Annotated in this window: 15 protein-coding genes; 9 read left to right on the top strand and 6 right to left on the bottom strand. The window is 60.2% G+C overall.

Annotation, left to right across the window (positions count from 1 at the left end):
• Window positions 1–271: 271 nt before the first annotated feature.
• The 4 genes from R3C19_15925 (at window position 272) to R3C19_15910 (ending at window position 7322) form a co-directional block, all read left to right on the top strand.
• Window positions 272–1342 carry a GGDEF domain-containing protein gene (locus tag R3C19_15925; GenBank protein MEZ6061835.1) on the top strand — a complete coding sequence of 357 codons (1071 nt, stop codon included), beginning with the start codon at window positions 272–274 and terminating at the stop codon, window positions 1340–1342.
• 3 nt (window positions 1343–1345) lie between these two features.
• A complete protein-coding gene (locus R3C19_15920) occupies window positions 1346–2518 on the top strand; it encodes an EAL domain-containing protein (GenBank protein MEZ6061834.1) in 1173 nt (390 codons plus the stop codon).
• Window positions 2519–2703: 185 nt separating this feature from the next.
• The gene (locus R3C19_15915; GenBank protein MEZ6061833.1) at window positions 2704–4053 is read left to right on the top strand and encodes an AAA family ATPase; all 1350 of its coding nucleotides are present in this window, start codon (window positions 2704–2706) and stop codon (window positions 4051–4053) included.
• Window positions 4050–7322 (top strand): tubulin-like doman-containing protein, encoded by a 3273-nt coding sequence (locus R3C19_15910; GenBank protein MEZ6061832.1) that lies wholly within the window; start codon window positions 4050–4052, stop codon window positions 7320–7322. The genes R3C19_15915 and R3C19_15910 overlap by 4 nt, the downstream gene beginning before the upstream one ends.
• 25 nt (window positions 7323–7347) lie before the next feature.
• Here the strand turns inward: R3C19_15910 and R3C19_15905 are convergent, their stop codons facing one another.
• The 6 genes from R3C19_15905 to R3C19_15880 all read right to left on the bottom strand — a co-directional run bounded on the left by R3C19_15905 (window position 7348) and on the right by R3C19_15880 (window position 13949).
• Entirely contained in the window at window positions 7348–8103 is a 756-nt protein-coding gene (locus R3C19_15905) for a hypothetical protein (GenBank protein MEZ6061831.1), read from the bottom strand.
• 30 nt (window positions 8104–8133) lie between these two features.
• Entirely contained in the window at window positions 8134–10527 is a 2394-nt protein-coding gene (locus R3C19_15900; protein ID MEZ6061830.1) for a protein kinase, read from the bottom strand.
• 123 nt (window positions 10528–10650) lie between these two features.
• Entirely contained in the window at window positions 10651–11058 is a 408-nt protein-coding gene (locus tag R3C19_15895; protein MEZ6061829.1) for a hypothetical protein, read from the bottom strand.
• Between the two features lie 414 nt (window positions 11059–11472).
• Window positions 11473–12198: a hypothetical protein gene (locus tag R3C19_15890; protein MEZ6061828.1), complete on the bottom strand. Its 726-nt coding sequence runs from the start codon at window positions 12196–12198 to the stop codon at window positions 11473–11475.
• A 271-nt stretch (window positions 12199–12469) separates the two neighbouring features.
• Complete coding sequence (locus tag R3C19_15885; protein MEZ6061827.1) at window positions 12470–13018, bottom strand: hypothetical protein; 549 nt, start codon at window positions 13016–13018, stop codon at window positions 12470–12472.
• A 346-nt stretch (window positions 13019–13364) separates the two neighbouring features.
• Window positions 13365–13949, bottom strand: coding sequence for a peroxiredoxin (locus R3C19_15880; GenBank protein MEZ6061826.1), 585 nt, complete (start codon window positions 13947–13949; stop codon window positions 13365–13367).
• A 667-nt stretch (window positions 13950–14616) separates the two neighbouring features.
• Between R3C19_15880 and R3C19_15875 the strand changes: the two genes are divergently transcribed.
• From R3C19_15875 to R3C19_15855, 5 genes are all read left to right on the top strand, one after another.
• Window positions 14617–15591: a cysteine peptidase family C39 domain-containing protein gene (locus tag R3C19_15875; protein ID MEZ6061825.1), complete on the top strand. Its 975-nt coding sequence runs from the start codon at window positions 14617–14619 to the stop codon at window positions 15589–15591.
• A gap of 782 nt (window positions 15592–16373) precedes the next feature.
• Window positions 16374–18083: a GspE/PulE family protein gene (locus tag R3C19_15870; protein MEZ6061824.1), complete on the top strand. Its 1710-nt coding sequence runs from the start codon at window positions 16374–16376 to the stop codon at window positions 18081–18083.
• Between the two features lie 13 nt (window positions 18084–18096).
• The gene (locus tag R3C19_15865; protein MEZ6061823.1) at window positions 18097–19353 is read left to right on the top strand and encodes a type II secretion system F family protein; all 1257 of its coding nucleotides are present in this window, start codon (window positions 18097–18099) and stop codon (window positions 19351–19353) included.
• A gap of 86 nt (window positions 19354–19439) precedes the next feature.
• Entirely contained in the window at window positions 19440–20018 is a 579-nt protein-coding gene (locus tag R3C19_15860; protein ID MEZ6061822.1) for a type II secretion system protein GspG, read from the top strand.
• A gap of 39 nt (window positions 20019–20057) precedes the next feature.
• Window positions 20058–20810, top strand: a complete 753-nt coding sequence (locus R3C19_15855) for a prepilin-type N-terminal cleavage/methylation domain-containing protein (protein ID MEZ6061821.1) — start codon at window positions 20058–20060, stop codon at window positions 20808–20810.
• Window positions 20811–20849 lie beyond the last annotated feature (39 nt).

Here is a 20849-nt window from a genome sequence, read left to right as displayed (position 1 = left end):
CAGCTCCGCGGCGACGAATGCCGGGCAGTTATTGTCCCCGATCCGGGCCTTGTGGTCACCATTTCGCTCGCAACGTGGGGGAATTGCTGATGGTGCCGCGTTTAGCAGTTCCTCGTGCGATGAGTCAAAGTTCGGACATTCGGTGCGACCGGCCAGGTTCAGATGGCAGGGTTTGTGGTTTCCGCGAAACATGGGTTATCTGTGACCTACGTTTTCAAAACTGCCACCTCCCTGCATCCTCTGCCCGGGCCGGGTCCACTGAAGACGAACGATGTCACAGACGGAACAACAAGCCACAGTCGGAACAACGAGCGCGCGGCTGATCGCGTCGCCGGTGTCGACGCTGGACGTTCCGGCGGTGTTCCATCGTGACACGCCGCTGAAGCAGGTGGCGGAGGGCCTGTCGGGGCAAAGCTACGTTCTGGCGACGGACGACAACGGCCGGATCGCCGGACTGGCAACCGCGGAGATCATTCCTGGCCGCGTGGATTCGCTGAATGAATTTGAACGAACCCGATGGCAGGAAATGCCGCTGGCGTCGCTGGCCAGCGTTGTGTTTTGCGAAGGCACGGACCGGCCGGAAGCTTCGATCAGCAGCGGAGTCGACTGCGTTGCCATCACGGAAAACGACCGGCTGTTCGGCATCTCCGTCGACGGCGATGTCTTTCTGAGCTGGCAGCGGATCGAATCGCTGCTGTCAATAGCGTTTTGTGATCCGCTGACGTCGCTGCCCAACCGGCTGGCCTACGAGCGGCGGCTGCAGGAAGAATGGAACCGCGCCGAACGCACGCGGACATCCGTCGCCGTGATAGTAATCGATCTGGACAACTTCAAGACCGTCAATGATTCCTATGGTCACCAGGCGGGCGATCTGGTGCTGACCACGGTGGCTCATCGGCTGGAAGCCTGCATGAGATCCTACGACCTGGTAGCTCGACTGGGCGGCGACGAATTCGTTTCGCTGTGCCTGGGATGTCTGCCGGGCATGCTGACCGTACCCATTCAGCGGCTGCAGAAAAGTCTGACCGGCATCAGGCTGCAGATCGACGGTTACCCGATCCGGACAACGGCCTCCATCGGAGCGGCCATTCGCCACGACGGATTCGACGGATCCAGCCCCGCTGATCTGTTTGCCGCGGCGGATGAATGTCTGTACCGCGCGAAGGAATCGCCTGAAACCGCATGGATGGTCGAACTCGGCGGAAACTCGGATGGCATTCCGCAAAGGGTTGTTGAACAGTCCTGGGAACTGTGTCCCGAAGAACCGAGGCGATCCGGCAGGCGGACGTCAGAAGATGTGCTTGCGGTTCCTGAGCTTACCGTTAACGCGAACGAGTCATAGACCATGTTCGGAACAGAACGACAGATCATCCTTCCTCCGAAGGACGCCCCCGTGACGCCGTCGATCTCCGCGAAAGACAACGCTGATGGTTCATTCTGGACTCTCTGCGGGCAGTCCGACGGCAACGACACGGCCCAGCGAATCGGCATCAAGACGCAGCCGTTTTCTGTGGGACGTCACCCCGACAACAGCCTGTGCATCGCCAATTCCACGGTGTCCGGCCGGCACGCGGAACTGATCCTGGCGGGCGACCAGATCCTGGTTCGGGACCGCGACAGCACCAACGGCACACTGCTGAACGGCCGGCGAATCCAAACGGTCGAAGCGCTGCGGCACGGCGACATTCTGCACTTCGGCAACGTCATGTTCACGCTGAGAAAAGCCAGCCGAGTTACCGAAAGCGCCACCGTCACTTCGGATTCCGCCGGAGAAGCTCTGGCACAGATTCAGTTCTCCACGCTGTTGTCCCGGCCTGGCGTTCAACCGCACTATCAGCCGATTCTGCACCTGGCCACTCGCGAATGTCTGGGCTACGAAGTCCTGTCGCGAAGCCAGTTCATCGGCCTGGAAACTCCCGCCAAGATGTTTCGCGTCGCCGCTCAGCGAACGTCGGAAGGCGAACTCAGCCGCATCTGCCGCCTGGAAGGACTTCGCGGCTGTGACGTTCTGGGCAAGGACGTTCAATACTTTCTGAACACACATCCGGCCGAACTAAACCGCGCGGAACTGATCGAATCGCTGTACCAGCTTCGTGAAGAGTACCCGGACCTGCACGTCGTTCTGGAAGTCCATGAATCCGGCGCGACATCGCTGGACTACCTGCAGCGGCTGAAGGAAACACTGCAGGAACTGAAAATGGGACTGGCCTACGACGACTTCGGCGCCGGTCAGGCCAGGCTGATGGAACTGATCGAAGTGCCTCCGGATGTCCTGAAGTTTGACGTCAAACTGGTGCAGGGCCTTCCGGCAGCCTCGGAAACTCGCCGGTCCACAGTCGCCTCGCTGATTCGCATCGTGCGAGACCTGGATGTGGTGCCGCTGGCCGAAGGAGTGGAAACGGAAGAAGAAGCCCGAGTTTGTACGGACCTGGGATTCGAACTCGCACAGGGATTTCTGTTCGGCAAAGGAGAACCCGCAGCCACCTGGGCTACCGGGACCAGGTCAACAACCCGGTAGCTGACCTGAAGAATCGACCGCGCCGGATGCCACCGGGATCGGCTGCGTCACCTCGAGAAACTCCATCGTCGGGACACTCAACCATCACGACACCTGGATTCTCACAACCGGTCGCACAATTGAATCGAATCCCGGAATCCTTCGGAGTCGGTTCCTGACTGAAAACACGACGACAGAACGCAATCATGTCCACTGCCACATCACAACCGGGAATCGAAGACCAGTCGCTGCTGTCGCTGCTGCTGGGCGGAGAACGATTCTGGCCGACGGACCCGAAGTCGCACCACGAACTGGGACTTTCAGAACCGTTCCTGGAAGCGCTGGTGTCGAAGTTTCTGCTGTCCAGCGGCAACTGCAGCGGACGCAATATCGCCGCGGAAACCTGCCTGCCGTTCAAGATCGTTGAGCACACACTCGACCGACTCCGCGGCCGGCGGATGATCACACACGTCGGAGCAGGCAACCTGAACGACTACGTCTACGGCCTGACGGACGAAGGCCGCCAGCGAGCCCGGACGTTTCACGCGGAATGTGCGTATGTCGGCCCGGCACCCGTACCGCTGATGGACTACGTGATTTCCGTGGAAGCGCAGGCCATCGGCGACGAACCGATTCGCCGCGCGGCTCTGGCGGACGCATTTCAGGACATTTCCGTTTCCAGCGAACTGCTGGACATGCTGGGCCCGGCCGTCAATTCCGGCAGCGGCATGTTCCTTTATGGAGCACCGGGCAACGGCAAGTCGACTCTGGCCAACCGCATCACCAGTTGCTTCGGACAGGAAATCTGGCTGCCGCACGCGGTCATCGACGGACGTCAAATCATCACTCTGTTTGACCCGGCGTATCACCATCGCGTCCGGCAGCCAGCGGAAAACACCAGTTGGGACCGCCGCTGGATTCGCGTCCGACGACCGACCGTGGTTGTCGGCGGCGAACTGACGATGGACAACCTGGAAATCCGCCACGACGTCAGCACCAACATCAGCGAAGCGCCGCTGCAAATGAAAAGCAACTGCGGCTGCCTGCTGATCGACGACTTCGGACGCCAGCGGATTTCTCCGGCCGAACTGCTGAACCGCTGGATTGTTCCGCTGGAAAACCGGCACGACTTTCTGACTCTGGCCACCGGCAAGAAGATTCAGGTTCCGTTCCAGCAGTTGATCATTTTCTCCACCAACCTGGAACCTGCGGACCTGGTTGACGAAGCCTTCCTGCGACGAATCCCTTATCGCATTGAACTGTGCGACCCCGACGAACCGGAATTCCACCAACTGTTCCAGCTTGCTTCGGAGAAGCTGGGCTGCTTCTACGACCCGGATGCCGTGGATTCACTGCTGGACCGCCACTATCGGGGCACAAGTCGTCCGCTGCGTCGCTGTCACGCCCGCGACCTGCTGCTGCAGGTAAGGAATTTCTGCACGTACAACGAACTGCCGTTTGAAATGCTGCCGCAGCACTTTGACCGCGTCACTCAAAGCTTCTTCACCCGGATCGACACCAAAGAACTTCGCCCCCGACACGGAGGCATGTCATGAGTACAGGTCAATCGATGGAAAACGTCGCCCGGACAACTCGCCTGGGTACCGACACGCCGGTCGGGCCATCACCGGGGCTGAACGCCACCACGCTGGCGGGCTACAAACTGGAATCTCTTCTGGGCAGCGGAGGTTACGGTGAAGTCTATCGAGCCATCGGTCCCGGCGGTCTGGCCAAGGCTGTCAAGGTCCTGTTCGGCCAGCGCGACGGCGAGCACGCCGAGGCGGAAATGAAGTCGCTGGAACGCATGCGCGACCTGCGGCATCCGTTTCTGCTGAACATTGAACGCATCGAAATCTGCAACAACCGCCTGATCGTCGTGACCGAACTGGCCGACGGCAATCTGGAAGACCGCTATCGGCAGTGCCGTGAAGAAGGTCTGGCGGGAATTCCCCGCGATGAACTGCTGTCGTACCTTCGCGATGCCGCTGATGCTCTGGACTTCATGTTCGAACAGCATGGAATGCAGCATCTGGACATCAAGCCGGACAATCTGCTGCTGCAGGGAAATCACGTCAAGGTCGGTGACTTCGGCCTGGCCAAGGACGTCAACCTGACGAACGTCTCGCTGGTCAACGGCTTCACGCCGCTGTTCGCACCCCCCGAGATCTTCGAAGGCCGGCCCGGCGCAACCAGCGACCAGTACAGTCTGGCGATCGTGTACCAGACGATGCTGACCGGAACACCGCCGTTCAACGGTCGGACGGCTGCGCAACTGACGGCGCAGCATCTGCGAAGTCAGCCGGATCTGACATCGCTGCAGCCGGTCGATCGTCCGGTCATCGCCCGGGCACTGGCCAAGAACGTTCACTCCCGGTTCGACAGCTGCCGTCAGTTGATCGACGAACTTTCGCGCCGCAAGACACCGCGTTCGCTGCCGGTGCTGAGATCGGACTACGAAGGCGGAGCGTCAGAAGCGACTCGCACGGCACTGGTTCAGTCCCTGGGGCCGGTCAGCGACGCGCAGCCCGAAGAAGCGTCGCAGCCGATTCCCACAAAGCCCGTTTCCGTGAAGGGAAAGCTGCTGCGCCCGACGGTGTTCGTCGGTGTCGGCGGTCTGGCGGGAGAAGTCCTGCGGTCACTGAAGGCCAGGCTGAACGAAGCCTATGGCCCGATGACTCCGGCCATGTCGTTCCTGCAGATCGACACCAATCGCAACGATCTGCGCAACGTCCGCAGTTCCACGATTCAGGAAGGTCTGAAGGAAACCGAAACCGTTCACATTCCCCTGCGATCGTCGAAGGATTACCGGGCGGAAACCGATCTGGACCTGAGCTGGCTGAGCCGCCGGTGGCTGTTCAACATTCCCCGCTCCGGTGAAGTGGAAGGCATCCGGCCGCTGGGCCGCCTGGCTCTTTTCGATCATCGCCGGCTGGTTCGAACTCGTCTGAAGGAAGCCATTCTGCAGGCGCTTGAGCCCGATTCCGTCAAAGCCACGGCCGCCGCTCTGAAGCAGGGGATCGATGAAGAACAACTGGATATTGTTGTCGTGGCGGCAACGTCCGGCGGCACGTCCAGCGGTGCGGTCGCCGACGTCGCGTTTCTGATCCGCGACATTCTGCGCAGCCGAAAACTGTCCGACGTGTCCCTGCAGGGAATCCTGCTGCACGGAACCGGAGCCGTTCGAAATGTGACGGATGTCCAGGAAGCCAACACCGTCAGTTGCCTGCAGGAACTGCAGCTTCTGTCGTCACCGGGACTGGGGCTGGAGAAGGGATTCAGTCCATCCAAACTCAACACGGACACGTGCCCGTTTGATGACACGTATCTGTTCCACTGCGGCGACGGCCTGAACGCGTCTGCGTTTTCCGAACGCACCACCAGCGTGGCGCAGTATCTGTTCACAAGTGCAACGACCTCCGGCGGACACGACTTTCGAGCGTGGCGGACGGTTTCGAGATCCGACCGTGACGGGCAGCGACCGCTGCGGCTGCTGGGACTGGCTTCACTGGATCAGCAGCTTCACGACGCCGCCCGTCAGGAAGCTCGCGTGCTGTGTTCGCTGGTTCTGCGCAAGTGGAGCGGCTCAGCGATCTCGCGAACCGCCTGCGTGACGAAAGCGCTGCCGCCGCAGTTGGCGGATACTCAGACACTGCTGGCGGATCTGCAGCTCACGGACGACACGCTGCCGCAGCAGGTCGTCGGCGTCTTGCGGGGCAAGATCGGTCAGAAAATCGAACAGTTCTCCGACAGCGTGTTCCGGGGAATCCGGACTCAACTGGCGGACACGGTTCCGACACGGCGGCAGGCTCTGAACCTGCTGGCCGACGTCATCGCATCACCCCGCGAAGACGACGCCGATGCCGCTTCGTCTTCTCTGCAGCGAATTGTTCTGGAAGCCCAGCGGCAGATTCAGGACGCCAGCCGCCTTGCGGAAACCGAAATTCGCAAGCACCTGGTCGGAATTCTGGACGCGCCGCATCGCATGGAAGGCTGTTCCGCCGCCGTCGCGTTCATCATCAATCAACTGAAGACCACCGCCACCGGATGCGAAAACCTGGCTTCGGAAATCGAACAGGCATTCAACCGGCTGTGCAAGTCACCCGACAACGACGACGCGTGTGCCTTCGTTACGGAAAGCGGCGAGTTCAATCACGACGCACTGCGAGCCTTCTGCCGCGAATACTGCGTGCTGGTCGCCTATCAGACGATCTATCGCTGCTTCTTCACGCATGTGCAGACCGTCCGCAAAAACGTCGTGAAGATTGATACTCAACTGACCGCCATGCAGACAAAACTGCAGAGCCTGATGTCGGGCATGTCGTCCACACTGGTGCTGTCCGATTCCATTCCGCAGCCGGTGATCGATGCGTTCGACGGACATCTGCGTTCGTCAAACGCGTTTTCCCTGGGAGCCATGCTGTCCGAAGAAGCGAATCTGACGGCCGCCGTGGAGCAGTTGTTTGAAGAAGCCATTACCTTCCTGATGAACGCGTCTTCCAGCGGCAAGGATTCGCCGGCGATTCAGGGCAACAACAAGTCACGGTTCCCTGAAAATGCGTGGCCGGTGCTGCACGGGCTGGGCGGATACCGCCGCGTGCTCGGTCATCTTCCGGCATGTGACTCCCGCGATGAATGGGCGACCCGGCTGGTGGAAACTTTCGGAGACTGTGTCGCCATCCGGGAAGCATCCGACGGACGCGTGATGGTCGTCTGCGAAATTGACGGTGTCAGCATCGACCGCGTTCTGAAACGCATGACCGCGCGAAATCCGCATATCGCCGACGTCGCCGGCCGCGTCCACACGCGGATCGATGTGCCCTGGTAGGGAGCGATGGGGAATGGAGAATTCTCTAATCGTCGGTCGGTGTTTGCGATTCGCTGGCAGGCGCTGATGGCAGAGGCCCGTTCGCCGGGTCCTTCTCCAGCATCACGATCTTCTGCCAGATCTTTCGGCTCATCCCGTTCGTCAGAGTTTCAATGTCATTGACAGCCGCGACAACAACCGTGTCGGGAAGGCTTTGAGCATACAGCGCGGCCAGCTTCCCGATCAGAGACAGCATTTCGCTGCAGTAGTCCAGGTAGCGGGTCAGTTCGAACGACGTCAGCGTGCGCTGCGGAGACGACTTGGTGCGACTGGCGGGTGATCCGAGTATGTGGTTCGGATCCTTCGTGAGCTGGTGCATGTCGATCACGTGAGACATGGCTCGCAGTTCATGCAGAACCTTCAGCGCGCGAGTGCGTTTGATGCGGACTTCCATGCCGAACAGAAACAGCAGCGCGGCTCCGATCAGGACGATTTCATTCGTCGCCGGTTCCGTCACCTGAATCAGTTCCACAATTGAAAACCGGTCCCGCTGACTGACCACAATACCGGTCACCATCAGCGCCGTCAGACCAATCGCCAGCAGCAGAACCAGAGCCACACCAAGGCGAGTCGGCATGTGAGGCTGCGAAATAGATTCGATTCGCTTGCGGGTTTCACGAGCCAGGTCGGTGAGTTCTCCGCAGACGGCTTGCAGGCTGGAATCCGGAAACCGCTCACCCACGCGATTTCGCAGCGTGTGAAGCGTTTCGATCGTCCGGTCGACATCCAGTTCTCGATACATGGGCAGCCTCACGACAGCGTCACGAAAACGTTATGGCAGACGTCTTACATTGACACCGGGCAGATTCACCGTGCTAAGTTTCGGGCCTTCGTAATCCAGCAGTTCGAATTCCGCAAACTCCGGATCATTCGTGGTCGAAGCGTCCTTTCCGCGGAACACCGGATTCGCGAACAGCAGCGCTTCCACCAGGATTTGCGAAGGATCGAGTTCCACCACCGATGACAGAGAACGGTCGAAGTAAACAACCGGACGAACGGAACCCGGCACAATCGTCGGATTTCCGCGTTCCCGCAGCCGGAATTCCACCAGCAGGTTTTCCGGCGACCACTCCGACAGCGACGACGCAAACCGCACCAGCGCTGCGTCCGCCGACAACACAGACTCACCGCTGACAATGCGGGTCAGAATGCCGGGAGCGGGCTCGTCATCATTCAGCAGCACGTCGAGAAAACTGTCGCCCGAAACCTGCGACACGCGAGTCAGTTCGAAATCCAGGCTCGCCGCGCCCGCCGCTGCGGTCGCCGGCACATCACAGCGCATCGCGGCTCGGCCGGTCTGCAGCAAAACGTTTGTCAGCGAACAACGCTCCGCCGGCGATTTCAGCAACACGCCCCAGCCGGAGCCCGTCAACGCGCAGTCAATGAGTTCAACCGATGTCGACGCTTCGGTTCCGACCGCCGACGGCTGCCAGACCACACACGACGCTGTTTTGTCCGTCGCGGAATTTCGAAGAATGCAGTGCCCGAGACTCAGTCGGTCGCACGTGATTTCCAACAGAGCATTTTCGGCAGAAGAGTCACCCGCCGCAGGCGCGCGAAGTTCCCGGCGGACCTCCACGTTTCGCAGCACAACCTGATTGCCTGCCAGGTGCCACGACATGCCGGAAGCGACTTTCACAATCGCCGGTCTTCCGTCCGGGCATTCCACGCGCAATGTGCCGGATGATTGCAGCGCCGTCGCTCGATAGGTTTCTCCCGGCCGCAACACCACGACTCCCGCAGCGCCGGGCGACGGCAGTGATCGCATGCCGTCGACGATCGGTGTTTCATCTTCGGCGACAGCGGCTTTGTCGACAGCGGCTCTGTCGGCATCGGCTGGCGCTGCCGACGCCGCGGTCCGGACTTCGCTCGGTGTCGCACCAATGCTCGACGCATGCGGTCCCAGCTTCAGCGTCGACGGAATCAGGCCCCGCTGAATTCCAACAAACACGGCCATGACCAGGCAGACAGTGGTCGTTGTGATCGCCAGAAACCTGTTCCGACCGGTCGCGCGACGTCGCGACGAAGGCGACGAAAACGAAGACACCTGCCGGCGATCCGGCAGGCGGTGAAGCAGGCTGCGTGTCCGCGAATGTCCCTTCTCGCAGAATGCCATCCAGTTCTTCAAAGCATCCTGAGCCGTTGCGGGACGAAGTTCCGGGCTGCGCCGCGTGAGACTCTGAATTTGCCGAGCGACCTGGTCCGGGCAGTCCGGCACCAGAATCCGCACATCGTCGACGTCGCGTTCCTGTGACTTCAGCAGCTTTGTCAGCGGATCAGCCGACAGAAACGCGGGCCGCGATGTCAGCAATTGCCACAACACACATCCGACGGAATACAGCTCGCTGCGAACCGACGGCTGACCAGCAGTTCCGGCAAGTTCCGGAGCCGTGAATTCCACGTCGCGCAGCCGCAGATCCGCTCGAAAACTCACCGACGGACGAGTCAGCCGCGAGACGAACGGATCAACAAGCACGGCACGACCGTCCGGACGAAGGCGAACATTGCGAAGCGAAATATCGCCGTGAACCAGCTTCTGAGTTTCCAGCCAGCAGACGGCCGAAAGCAGATCACGTCCAATTTCGCAAACCGCCGAAACCGGCAGTCGTCCTCCCCGAACAAGCAAGTCATCCAGCCGCCAACCCGCAACGTATGGAGCGACCAGCCACAGTCCCCGGCCGTGTTCGCATCGCAGAACCTCACGCGGCAGCGCAATCGACGGCGGCACTCCGTTGCGGTTGCGATCCAGTGATTCGATCAGATCCTGCAACCGCTGAAGCCGGCGATCCTCTTCCGTTTCGTCGGCAGGTTCGCGGCTGAGGGGCTCCGAGTGTCCGGGCTGTGCGTGTCCGGAGTCCGCGATTTCCCGCAGCACGACCGGCCGGTCATCAGACACGGACCGAGCCAGAAATGTCGCGGTCCCCAGCGGTTCCAGCAACACGAAGTCGCCCTGCCGAACGCGATCCGCGCGAGCCGACTGCAGCGTCGAAGCCTGCCACGGCGTCAGAATTCGGCGCTGCACCAGCGCGTCCAGCCAGACGGAATCAAAGTCCGGCAGGTCATGGCACAGCCGCCGGACAATCGGTTCGCAGGCATCGATATCCTGCCGCGAACAAAGCCGCCATTCCGTAAGCTGGCGAATCAGATTGTCAGACGGTGCGGGCATCCGTGCGCCGATTGGAGAGGAAGAATCTTCCGGGATTCTTCCGGAATCGGCGCATTCCGGCAAGGTCCAATGGGGAACGGTCCGGCCGCCGGCCGCACTCCGGTCACGCGTCAGACCATGAAGCTATCGCTGACGGATCAGGTACCAGCGACTGCCGTCCGCGGCGTCGGTGATGTACAGATCACGTTCCACCGTTCCCTGAGTCTCACCAGCCGGAATCACAACCAGCTGCGATGAACCGCGATCGCTGACGGCCTGGTACCGTCCCGCGGAGATCCCGGCTGGAAGCGGAAACGGCAGCCGCTGATGTTCGTCGCGCAGATCGGCTGACGAAGCGGGTTCTGATTTCGGCATCAGCTTCGTTGTTGTATACGCGGAAGTCTGCGATTCCTCAGAACGGTCGCTGGCAACGACATTCACTCGCGCACGGTCGCGGCTGGCCAAAGCGGCCTGCATCGCTGCCTGGTCCCCGTTCCACGCCGACATGAACAAGCCGGTGACAAGGACCAGTAAGAAGACGCGAGCATTCATTGGATAAGTTTCCCGATTTCACAGAACAGTGAACCCCGGTGGTCTGTATCGACGCGCGAATCGGGGTTGCTCAGGAAAACCTGACCGCTGTTCGGCAAGTTCTGCCACCAAGTGACGGCGGTGCAAACGAGACTGGTTGTAGTGTTGCTGCCCGTCGTCGGCCGGTGGGGATTTCTCACCGGGCTGAATTCCGACTCAAGCTTCCCGGCCGTGGCTTTGCCTGCCAGCGACGGGATTCCAAGATCCCAATGACTCGTGTGCGCCGATTCCGTGGAAAGGTGAACGTATGTGGCAGGGCCGATGTTCCACGCCGCTGGATCACGTCGAACAAGACACAGCCGCTGTACAGCGGTGCCTTTTGTGCCGTTCTGAATCAACTCTTCGACGGCGCGGGTTCGGGAATTCCAGCCCATGTTATTCCTTATCGGCAGGACCTCGCAGTTGTCGCAACTGGACTCGCTGTCCCGGCACCTTCGTTCTTTCGGGGGCAGGCTGAGCGGCCCGAGGCGCCGGCGGCTGCGGCTGCGGCTGCGGCTGTTTGTGCCCCATTTGCTGGATTCCGCCGTGTGCCGCGCTGGGCGGCAGCGGAATGTTGTAGTCCGGCACCGGCTGAACCGACCATGCCTGCGGTTCCACCGGCGGCGCGGGAGCCGGCATCGGCGGATTCGCATCGTAGGTGGCGTCGTATGTCGTTCCGTATGCCGTCTCACCACACTCGCTGGCCGGCATTTCACAGGCAGGCATTTCGCAGGCGGGCTGCTGATACATTTGCGGCTGACCGGAGACGTTGTCACAGCAACTGGTGCAGGTTTCGCACGGACTGCAGCATTCGGAACACGAGCAACACGACGATTCCGGCTCCGCGTCCCTGCCGTACAGACGGTTCAGGACACGTTCAAATCGCCGCTGCCGGCGGGCCTGTCGACGCAGCGGACCCAGCCTGTACGGGGCTGCAACGGGACCGCAAACCGGCTGCGCCATGGGAGGCGGTGCCAGATAGGGATTCGGATACGGATAACCATACGGCGGCAGACTTCCGTAACCTGGCGGAGGCTGCAGGCACATCGGCGCCGGAACACAGCAGCCGGCCAGCGTCGAAGCCAGAATCAGCGCACAGATCGTCGCAAGTCGTCGTCTCATCGTTTGCATCCATCGCCACCGCGCGCAAATCCACGCGCTTCAGCATCAGGAATCGTCTGATAAGACAGGCAAACTTTAGCGGTTGTGACGGTTGTCGGAGATTTTCGGACTCCAGCTTGCCGTCGGTCGCCGGCCAAAGGGTCGACGTCTGATTGCACGCCGGACTCGGCATTCAGCGCATGAAAAAGCCCGGCATCCTGGTGAATGCCGGGCTGCGAATTCCCTGTTCAGCGGACAAACGCACAGTCATCCGCCGTGATCAGATCGGGAACTATTCCAGGATCGCTTTGGTTTCAGCGGCCACCTTCTTGATGGCGTCTTCGCTGAGTTCTTTTTCTGTCAGGACCTTGTTGACCTTCACGTTGCTGTCGACCCACATCATCACGGTGATTTCCGCGTTCTTGTCGATCTTGTAGTCAGCCGGGCCGACAGAGTTTTCAAACACGGTCAGCGGAGTGTGTGTGATCTTGTTGGATTCCGCAGTCTTCTTCAGACCGGCTTCTGCGCCTTCCGGAGTGTCCGTCAGCAGGACGACGAATGCCGCCATCTTGTTTTCTTCGTTCTTGCCGACAACACCGTCGATTTCCTTAACCAGTTTGGCGACCTTGTCGTCCATCTTGCGCGTGAAGATGCTGACGACCGGACGGCTGCCGTACTTGCAGCGGTAGCACAGCTTTTCACCGGCCTGCGGGCCAGTCACGTCCAGAACATTGAACGGAGCCGGGCTGTCACCCACCTGCAGACCGGACTTCACGTCAGCGGCCTGAGCAGACGCGACCAGCATCAGAGCAGATGCCACGACACTAAAAACTTTCTTCATCGTTTGGAACTCCTTCGGGACCTCGGGACAGACACTGCCTGCCTGAAATGGGCTGACAGAAACGGGGGTTTGATGAGTCAGCCGATGCGTTCTGCTGCTCGGCTCGATTCGCGGGCCTGATTCGTTGCCCTCATTCTTTGACTGTGACGCCGGACTTTTGTGTTCGGCCGGATTGGTTGGCATTCTCGCAATGCGATACGCCGTCGTCCAGCGGGTCGTTTGATTTCGTTTTCAAAGCCGGCCAATTCATGCCGGCCGACACTGCTCGGCCACGGACAGCCGAATTCTGGCGATTGAAAATGGCCCGTTCCGTGAACCAGCTCACGCAGACGGCGGCTGGCGGCGATTACTCGGCGACGGTTGCCAGTTGTCGAATGGTCTCCAGAACGATCCGCCCGTCTTCCGCCGCGTCAACTTTGGTGTTTTTGTGAATGACGCGTCCGTCTTTTCCCACGATAAACGTCCAGCGACTGGCCGTCATGCCACGGACCAGCGTTTCTTCGACTCCGTCCACGAGAGAACTGATCTCCCCGCCCTCGCGCGTCGGGACACCGAATGCTCGGGCGATGCTGCCGTCTTCATCCGCCAGCAGGCGAAAATTCAGTGAATGCACCTTTCGAAACAACTGGTGGTTGCGAATGGAATCTCCGCTGATTCCGACGACTGTGGCACCGGAGTCCTGAAGTTCCTGAAAGGTATCCCGGAATGAACAGGCCTGCTTCGTACACCCGGTTGTCATATCCGCGGGATAGAAGTACACGACCACGATCCGTTTGCCGAAATGGTCGGACGATTTCCACACCCGGCCATCGGCGTCGACGGCTTCAAATTCGGGAGCCGGGTCGCCCGGATTGACGCTCACATCCGGATTTTCAGCAACCAACAGGGCCGGAAACAGCAGCAAGACAGCCAGGCAGGCAAACAGTTTCATGGACACAATCCGACACGTCTCGACCGATGTGGCAGCCCTCCATAGCAGCAGAGTTCTCCATAGTCATCGTTCGTCATCACACATCTGTGATCGCCTGACTGACATTCCGCGCAGCGTCGTTACCGCAGGGTGTCATGCGGAAGCGGAAACCGCGACAGAATCGCTCGCAAAACTGGCAGGATGCAGGGCAGGAAAACAGCGGATGGTTGATGGCGGGACTCCGGAAACCGACAGGTTCCCCGCATGCACGATAAGCTTAGGAGGTCGTTCGGTCAAACATCCAGTTGTTCACCCTGTAAGATTCCTCGCTGGAATCACCCTTCGCTGGAAATTCACAAGGGTGCGGCAGATTGGGTTTTCTGCGAGCGGCGGATGAGAACATCCCAGCCAATCCCGGCAGCATCGGCCACGTGGCGGACGCTGCCAGCGTCCGCAGCGGTAACCTTTCACCTGCCGCACGCCTAATTTGCCGCTCGCCCAAAGCCGCTTCAGTCTTCCGCGCCGACGGCAAAGCGACACCCGGTGCCGTTTTGGCGACTCGTGAAATCGAGGCTAAGTCTGCCTTCGTGCGAACCCGTGAGATCTGCCGTCGCCGTGCGAACCTGGTTCGGCATAGAATTCTGATCGGCGAAGTCAGCGTCTCTGACGTGGAGGGTGGACTCCGCGAATGACGTTGGCGCTTCCGGCGCGAATCGAACAGACCACTCACGCGAAAGGCGGACAGGTGCATGACATTCGGCTGGCCATCGGCCTGATGGTGATGCTTTCGATTGGCGTCTACTTCGTCACTCTGCGACTGCTGCGAAACCGTTCGAAGTTGTTTCTGGACGTTATCGCCGCCGTGATCGTGGTGCTGACTCTGGCGTACGTCCGGTTCATCTGGGACCAGCTCTGGATTGTCAACTGGATTCCTCTGCCATCAGCGATCGTGCTGACAAACTGGTTTCCACTGCTGCTGTCGGCACTGGCGGCGACGGTGTGGCTGCGGCTGTCTCCCGGTTCGCTGGCTCGCCGAGCCCCCGCGATGATGCTGATGATCGCCGCGGCCGTGTATTCGGTCATGTACTTCGTTCCGACGGAAGTACCCGTCTGTCAGGACGAATGGATGAAGGCGCTGCCGCCGCTGCAGCATGCGGTGTGCGTGCAAACCAACGACCATACGTGCTCGCCCGCCGCGGCTGCCACAATTCTGGTGGCTCTGGGAATTGACGCGAACGAACAGGAAATGGCCCGGCTGTGCATGACCAGCAAGCGGGGCACGACCTGGCTGGGGCTGTACCACGGGCTGGCCACAAAACTTCTCGGCAGCGGCTACCGCGTGGAATTTTTTCAAGCCCACACCAGCGACCTGCAGAATCTGTCGGCGGAGTTTCCGCTGCTGTTGTGCTGCGAACTGAACGAATCAGACGCGGACATGGTTCCGAAGTACGTTTCGGATGACGGCTGGAAGCCGGGAGTGGCCCATTCCGTCGTCTATTTCGGAACTGTGGGCCAGGCCGATCAACATGTCATCGGCGACCCGTCACGCGGCTACGAAATCTGGACAGCTCACGACCTGGGACTGCTGTGGACCGGCACCGGTCTGCGAATTCGCAAACTCAGCGACAAGTCCACCGCCGCCAAAACATCAGCCGGGAAGTAATTCACGCCGCTGCACGCGTCTATCCCGGATTACTCACGCGTTTGCAGCGACGGGACTCCGATTCTGTCAAATTGCAGCGACGGGATCGCAGTCCCGTCGTACCGTGTGCATTTCGCCGATTCGACATAACCTCTGTTTCCGAGACGCCTTCCGTCGGGATTGTCTGAATGCGGCAATTATCCGGGCTGGTGCCTTGTCCATCGTATCTTGATGTGTGCCCCATCTGGCTGTGCCAGTGTGATCAAGGTTGCAGAGCACTGGCACGTCCAGTGGCACACGACCTATCGATTTGTGCCTGACGCATCACCAGCCATTACGCTCCGCGTGGAGAGCCTTCCGGGAAATGGCCCGTGTGCTCGTACCGTGCGTTGCCATTCGAACTCTGCTTAACGAAGGTTCGTGGCGCGAAGCGTGACGGCGACTTTGCCTCGCGTCCCGCTCGCGTGGCGCGAGGAGCGGGTGACAATAACGAAAGCCGCGAGCCTGGTTCCGTCTCGGGAAATTCGCAGAACCGGTGCTTCCGAAGGTCGGGACGCCCGTGTCGGGCAGGCGTGGTGGAGCGGATTTCCTGCGAAAATGCATGGTTTTTTTCACGTTCGGTGAACATTTGGCCTCGTCGGAGCGTGGAGGGCGGATGCCGGGGGAGAACTCAACTCTTGTAACGGTAAGCCGTTGTGACTAAAACGTTGGAAGCTGTTGACGATGCATCGGAGGCGTGCCAGCAGTCCCGCCTGATTTCCCGCGTTCGATATCCCACCTCCTCCCTCCCCGGGGCCACATTCATGAGCAGCGCTTTACGCCTGCAAGAGGCAGCAGTTGAAGCGTCGGCGCGTCGCCTGAGTCCAGACGAACTTCGGCGAGCCCGCGAAATCTTCAACTCAGGCAACCAGCTTGACCAGTTTGCCAGCGAGTATCAGTTTGCCGATTCTTTCGCGGCACTCCGTTCGATCGGATTGTCGCTGGGGATGAAGGTCGTCGATCTTTCCGACGAAGTCATCGACCCCGACTTGCTGCGCGATTTCCCGGTTCGGCTGGTTCATCGGTTTGGCGTCTTTCCGATTGATCGTACGGAATCGACCATTCAGGTGGCCGTTTCGAATCCGTTCGACGTGCAGGCGGCGGACGCTGTCGCCGGAGCCACCGGCTGTTTTGTCGTGCCAGTGCTGGCTCTGCCGAATGAAGTGGCGTCGCTGATCAAGTCTCATCTGGGTGTGGGAGCTCAGACGCTGGACGGCCTGATGGCGAAGGCTCGCGACGAAGAAGACGTCGAAGTCCTGGGAGACCTGGAATTCGACGAGTCAGAAGCCGCCGCAATGGCTCAGCAGGCTTCCGTCGTCCGGCTGGTCAACGACATTCTTGTCGAAGCCGTCAACGCGCGAGCCAGCGATATTCACATGGAAGCTCAGGCGTCCGGGCTGAAACTGCGGTATCGCATTGATGGAGTCCTGCAGACTCAGCCGGTGCCGGGAGAACTGAACCGGTTCCAGGCGGCGATTCTGAGCCGTCTGAAGATCATGGCCCGGCTGAACATCGCGGAAAAGCGAGTTCCCCAGGACGGCCGCATCAAGATCCGCGTTTCCGGACGAGAAGTCGATATTCGCGTTTCCATCATTCCAATGCTGCACGGCGAAGGTGTCGTGATGCGAGTGCTGGATAAGGACGCGATGTCATTTTCGCTTTCCGGCATCGGTATGGAGCGCGAGACCTATCTTCGGTTCCGTGAACTGATCCGGCTGCCTCACGGAATCGTTCTGGTGACCGGGCCGACGGGTTCCGGCAAAACGACGACGCTGTACAGTTCGCTGGCGGAAATTCGCAGCGAACGCAACAAGATCATCACCACAGAAGACCCGATTGAATATCAGCTGGAAGGCATCAACCAGATTCAGGTCAATCACAAGGTCGGTCTGACGTTTTCCGCCAGCCTGCGCAGCATCCTGCGGCACGACCCGGATGTCGTGCTGGTCGGCGAGATCCGCGACTTCGAAACGGCGGAAAACGCCGTGCAGGCGTCACTGACCGGACACATGGTGTTCAGCACGCTGCACACAAACGACGCGGCCGGCGCGTTTATGCGGCTGGTGGATATGGGAGTCGAACCGTTCCTGGTGGCCAGCACTGTCGAAGGCATCATGGCTCAGCGACTGGTTCGAACGCTGTGCAAAGACTGCCGCGAAGCCTGGATGCCGTCGCGCGATGAACTGCCGTCTGATTTTCCGATGGACGAATTGTCTCGCGCGGCACCAATCTACCGAGCGGTAGGTTGCCGCAACTGTCGCGGTACCGGCTATTCCGGCCGGCTGGGAATCTACGAACTGCTGGAAGCCACTGACACGATCCGACAGCTCGCGAATGACCGGTCGGGCACGAACGCCGTCCGCAAAGCTGCGATCGCGGAAGGCATGAAGACTCTGCGGCAGGATGGCTGGAAGAAGGTGGCCCGCGGCCTGACCAGTGTCGACGAAGTGCTGCGAGTCACCAAGAGCGATTGATCACCGGCGATTGATGAGGGCCGCCGGTTCGACAACGCGTGTCGTCCGGTTTCAAAACAACATGCAGGACTTTACATACACTGCCAGAACAATCACCGGTCAGGACGTCAGCGGCCTGATGACGGCGGATTCGCGCGGCGACGTGATGGCTCTGCTGACCGACCGGTCGCTGTTTCCCATTCGCGTGGAAGTCGCGAAGCCCGCCGGATTTTCTCTGAACCTGCAGCGACCGGTCAGTGCTGAGCTGCTGGCCAACACGCTGACTCAGTTGTCAGACCTGCTGGCGAACGGAGTTCCGCTGCTGCAGTCTCTGGAAGTTCTGATCCAGCAGACGCCTCACGACAGAATGAAGTCCATTCTGGCAAAGATTCGGACTCGCATTTCCGAAGGCGCACAACTGCACGAAGCCATGGCTGCTCACCGCGACGTGTTCAATGAGCTGACAATCAGCGTCGTGCGAGCCGGAACGGAAGGCGCGTTCCTGGAAGACGCGCTGCAGCAAACGGCGGAGTTTCTGGAACGGCAGGAGGAACTGAAGGCCAAAGTCCGTGGCGCAATGGCGTACCCGGCGTTTCTGGCCGTGGCCGGATCCGTTGTGACGCTGGTTCTGATTGTCTTCTTCGTGCCGAAGTTTTCTGAACTGTTCGCACAACTCGAACGCCAGGGAACTCTGCCCGGCGCGACCGTAGCGTTGTTGTGGCTGAGTAACTTTCTGGGCCGTTACGGTATTCTGGTGGCGGTGGCCATCGCCGGATTGTTGTTCGGAATGAAGAAGTGGATGGCCTCACCCTCCGGTCGGGAGCGAGTGGACGGTGTGAAAACCAGGCTGCCGGTGTTCGGTCCCATCCTGCTGAACGGAGCGACATCGCGGTTCTGCAGAATTCTGGGAACACTGCTTCGCAACGGAGTTCCCATGCTGAAAGCTCTGGAAATCAGCAGCGACTCGTCCGGCAACGTGGTGCTCGGCAAAGCCATTCGGGACTCCGCCGAAAACATTTCCGCCGGCGAAAGCCTGTCAGCGCCGCTGCAGAAATGCGGACTGCTGCCGCCGAATGTGATGGCCATGATCAGTATCGCGGAAGAAGCCAACAATCTGGAGAACGTGCTGACCAACATTGCCGACGGAATTGACCGCAAGGTTGCCCGGCAACTGGATGCGATGGTTCGTCTGATTGAACCCGCGCTGCTGATGGTGATGGGAGGAGCCGTGCTGTTTGTCATCGTCGCATTGCTGCTTCCGGTCTTTGAAATGAGTACCTCGATGGGCTGATGCCCGCCGAATTTACGAAAGCCAACAGTTGCCGTACACGAAGTGCGGCACAACTCAGAACGGGACTTAACAGGGAGAATCGTTTTATGAAAACCAATCGACTTGCATCCGAACGTATCGCCCGCGGCGGTTTCACGCTGACGGAGCTGCTGATCGTGATGGCCATTCTGGTGCTGCTGGTGTCGCTGGTCGGACCGCGACTGCTGGGCAGCAAACAGAAGGCCGACATCAATTCGGTGAAGACTCAGATCGGCATGTTTCAGTCGGCGCTGGAACGCTATGCAATTGACATGAACCGATTCCCGTCCACCGAACAGGGACTTACGGCATTGGTGTCTGTTCCTTCCGGCGACACGGGATCGGCTGGTGTCAGCACATCAGATTCAGCTGTCGAACTGGAAGGCGACGACGCTACTGCGGCCGCGTCCGGTTCGCAGTGGGACGGCCCCTATCTGAAGACGGAAACGCTGCCGCGCGATCCGTGGGGTAACAGTTACCGCTACGAATTCCCGCCGACGCACAACAAGATGAATCAGCCGGACATCTGGTCATTCGGTCCGGACGGTCAGGAAAACACGGATGACGACATTGTCAGTTGGACGGGAGACGGAACCGCCGGCGATGGTGCCGATGCCGGCGCCGCTGATTCCGTCGCCACGAACTGACGTTCAAGGCACCACGGCCGGTTCAGTGTGAGACCAGTCATGAAACGCTGCTGCGATTCAGACGTCAGGGCTCGGAACGGCTATTCGCTGCTGGAATTGCTGATCGTTCTGGGCATTCTTTCCGCGATGGCAGCGATCGCGGTTCCGTCGCTGCAGGGGCCGCTGGACAAGAGCCGCCTGCGAAGTGCCGGCGGACAGGTGCGAACATCGCTGGCAAAAGCGCGTTCGATCGCCATCCGCGAAGGAGCGGTTGTTGAGTTTCGCTACCGAATCGGCGGCCGGGAATGGCAGCTTCGGCAACGCATGCCGGCGACCATTTCCGACGCCGGTCGGGCGGTTTCAAATCAACTGCAGTCGAATCAGCCGGCGTTCGCCACAGGTCCCGCCGAATTCGACAACGGTGTCATCGGCGACCGCGCTGCGGATCCTCAAATCGACGCGACGCCGTTTCGCATTGTTCGTACCGGACTGTTGCCCGACGGCGTGCAGTTCAGCGCGAACCCGGTCGGCGACAGTTCCACCGAGAACGACGGGGCGACTTTCAGCGACGCGACGTCGTTCGGAGGCAGTGATACACCTGCCTGGTCGGATCCGATTTCGTTCTTCCCCAACGGAGCGAGCCGCGACGCGTCGCTGATCGTCACCGGCAGCCGCGATTTTGTGGTGCATGTTTCCGTTCGCGGACTGACATCGGCGGTTTCCTGTTCGGCACCAGTGCGCAGGACAGCGCATTCGTCATCGGGCGAGAATCCAATCGCGGAGCGGCAGCCGACCGAAGGAGCGGTCCCATGATCGTGTCCCGACAAAAGCCGCAGACAGCGGATCGCAGCG

The organism is Planctomycetaceae bacterium, assembly GCA_041398785.1.
Taxonomy (GTDB): domain Bacteria; phylum Planctomycetota; class Planctomycetia; order Planctomycetales; family Planctomycetaceae; genus JAWKUA01.
This window is presented reverse-complemented; position numbering and strand designations above follow the sequence as displayed.